Source organism: Staphylococcus pettenkoferi (genome assembly GCF_002902685.1).
GTDB lineage: Bacteria > Bacillota > Bacilli > Staphylococcales > Staphylococcaceae > Staphylococcus > Staphylococcus pettenkoferi.
This window is the reverse complement of record NZ_PPRN01000094.1, coordinates 1-3,419: the sequence shown is the minus strand read 5'-3', so window position 1 is coordinate 3,419 and position 3,419 is coordinate 1. Positions and strand designations below refer to the sequence as shown.

The following is a 3,419-nucleotide window of genomic DNA, read 5'->3' as shown; positions in this document are numbered from 1 at the left end:
GAATCAAGTTATGGATCATCACAAGTTAAATGCTAATTATAGGATTAGATATAATATATACATGAATAAGCCTACATCATTTAAGTTTACGTTTTAGTTTACATAATATATATTATAGGAAGTTATTTATATTTCTAAAAAGGGACTATTTCATCTCCTTCTTATAACCTATTCGGTTTATATTAGTTTGTGAATTCTGAACTTTACTTTACTTAAAACAGTTATTGCATCTGGTGTTAGATCTTCCATACATTGCACTATGATATTTATTAGCAACTTGAATCTCGTCATTAATATAAGCAAATTTCCAGTTTAAGTACGGGATATTAAATTTTGCTGGTTTAGAGTTTTTCTTAACGTTATTGAAAGTATTTAATTAAATGAAGCATTTCTGTTTGCTAAGTTATTACTGATTACTACATAAGGTCTATATATTTGTTTTTTCTAACTCTTGTTAATTCTAAATCTGTTGTTATAATACCAAACTATTTCACCATAATTGATCGTCAACATGCTACTTATAGGTTTTCCAAATTGCAACAGATTCTTAACTAATTATATAAATGTAACTCAACTTTGTAATCAATATTAGAGGCAAAGCTTTTAGTTCAGATGTTTAAAATCTACAAAGCATCTCATTAAATATCTAACTGAAAAAACCTCTAAATCGTAATAATTACGAAATAGAGGTTTCGTCTATATTTATCTATCATATTCATTTCTTTTGACGCGGCTTAATGTGTCATTTTCAGCCTCAGGTTCATTACGTCTAGCTGTTGGTCTCTCTTGTTGGTATGCTTCAACATCTTCTTTCGGAATACCGCCACGTTTACGTATCTCTTTCTCACGTTTCTTCTCGCGACGTTTTTTACGCCAATTGCGTGTTGTGAACCAACTTAAAAAACTAATGAGCAAACTCACTACAGCAAGGAAAGCTGCATAGCCTAGCAAGGGTTCGTATGAGATATTCACAAAGTTTGGAATAAAGAATGCTACAACGCCGAGTACAACGAATGTAATCACGGCCGGCGTGAACCACTTATTAAGTGCGAAATTGCATAATAAAGTGAGTACCACCATACCGATAATCGTATAAGTCATATAGTTCGGCATATCAAAGATCGTCATAAGTATCTAACCTTTCTAGTTCAATCGTTACTTTAGTTTAGCTTATTTTACATGGATTGTGAATTAATAGTTATTACTCGCCTTCCCTTTCGCCTCTTTTTTCAATCATAGATCCTCTGTCCGACGAAGCGCTCTTTAAGTAAAAACGGCTCTCCTTATTATAAAATAACTCATCCTAAGCAAATCGCGTGAACAGTCTATCACTCTGAAATCATGTATAATGTAAACTAAAGCGTATTAAAGGAGCGTGTGACTATGGGAAATCATTTACCAGCGCGACATGAAGTTGCGGAAAATGAAAAATGGGATATCACAGATGTCTTTGAATCTGATGAAGTATTTTACCAGACTCTAAATCAGACATTAGAGAAAGCCAAACAGTTTAATCAACAATATAAAGGGTCGCTTCAACACGTGCAAGATGTGAAAGATATCTTGACACCGTTCACTGAATTGCTCATCAACATTGATAGTATGGTCAATTACAGTGAATTGCGTTTAAGTGTAGATGCAACGGATGATACAGCACAAACTTTGAATGCGAAACTCAATACTACATTGGGACAAATCACGAGTCAACTGTCATTTGTTGAGTCGGAAATTACTGCGTTATCTGACGAAGATTTGGATCAACTGATTGCGGAAACAAATGTTCCACACTACTTCAAACAGTTGAAAAAGAAAAAAACATCTCAATTAAGTCCTGAAGTTGAAGAAACGTTAGCGAGCCTCTCGCCCACATTTGATAGTGTATTCGACTTATATGGTACTACAAAGATGCTTGATATTACCTTTGAACCGTTTAATCACCAGGACAAGTCAGTGCCGATGGATTATGCTACATTCGAAAATGAATATGAAGATCATCCAGATCCTGAGTTCCGTCGCAAAGCTTTCAAACATTTTAGTGAAGGTTTGAGAAAATATCAACATACGACTGCAGCAACTTACAATATGCACGTGCAACAACAGAAGATTGAGGCGACGATGCGTGGTTACGACTCTGTCATCGACTTCTTGCTCAGCGATCAGGAAGTGACACGTGAGATGTATGACCGTCAAATCGACGTGATTATGGAAGATTTAGCGCCGATTATGCAGAAATACGCGCGTTTGATTAAACGTATCCATCAACTCGACGACATGCGTTTCGAGGACTTGAAAGTCTCTGTAGATCCATCGTATGAGCCGGAGATTTCCATTGAGCAATCGAAAGACTATATCTATGGTGCGTTAAGTGTGATGGGTGACGATTACGTGGATATGCTACAGACAGCCTACCGTGACCGTTGGATTGACTTCGCTCAGAACAAAGGTAAAGAGACAGGCGCGTACTGTGCGAGTCCTTATGCAACGCATTCTTACGTCTTTATCTCTTGGACAGGTAAAATGACAGAAACCTTCGTGTTAGCACATGAATTAGGTCATGCTGGTCACTTTAAGCTTGCACAAAGCACACAACCTTATTTAGATTCTGAACCATCACTTTACTTCGTTGAAGCACCATCGACAATGAACGAAATGCTCATGGCGAATTACTTGTTTAAACAAGATGATGACCCTAAATTCCAGCGTTGGGTGATTGGTTCTATCATTGCGCGTACGTATTACCATAATATGGTCACGCATTTATTAGAAGCTGCTTACCAACGTGAGGTTTATGAAAAAGTTGATCAAGGTGAATCGTTAACAGCACAGACATTGAACCGAATTATGTACAACGTTTATCAACAATTCTACGGTGATAGTGTACAACTTACAGAAGGTACGGAATTAACTTGGATGCGTCAACCGCACTACTATATGGGACTTTATTCTTACACGTACTCTGCTGGTTTAACTATCGGAACGGTCATGTCACAGCGTATTAAAAATGAAGGTGAACCAGCCGTACAAGATTGGTTGAAGACGTTGAAAGCAGGAGGTAGTCTATCTCCAATCGACTTAGCTCAAACTGCAGGTATTGATATCACGACAGACCAACCGTTGAAAGAGACAATCGCTTACATTGGCAAACTTGTTGATGAGCTCGAACGTTTGACTGACGATATTGAAAGCTAAGCTTCTATAAACCATATTACATTTTTAAAATACAACATAAAATTATCCTAGTTCATCATTTAGTGAGGGTGCAGTGCCAATGCTTCGGCGCTTCATCCTACCACTTCAATCAATGCATGAACTAGGATTTTCTTTTTATTTAGGCTGTACACTTTTAATGGTTGGTGATAAAAAATCACTAGCCGTTAATTTTCTTTATACACCAAAAAAGGCACGAATATCTCTATAAT

At 36.8% G+C, this 3,419-nt stretch carries 1 protein-coding gene and 1 pseudogene; one reads left to right on the top strand and one right to left on the bottom strand.

From position 1 onward, the window contains the following. Positions 1–822: 822 nt before the first annotated feature. A pseudogene (locus CD126_RS11765) lies at positions 823–1,128 on the bottom strand (hypothetical protein); the annotation flags it as partial. Between the two features lie 255 nt (positions 1,129–1,383). Here CD126_RS11765 and pepF point away from each other — a divergent pair. Then, complete coding sequence (gene pepF / locus CD126_RS11760; protein ID WP_103370523.1) at positions 1,384–3,189, top strand: oligoendopeptidase F; 1,806 nt, start codon at positions 1,384–1,386, stop codon at positions 3,187–3,189. The last annotated feature ends 230 nt before the right edge of the window (positions 3,190–3,419 follow it).

Bases quoted from the DNA above. Each gene is read 5' to 3' on its own strand.
- pepF (WP_103370523.1), top strand. From the start codon at position 1,384: ATGGGAAATCATTTACCAGCGCGACATGAAGTTGCGGAAAATGAAAAA.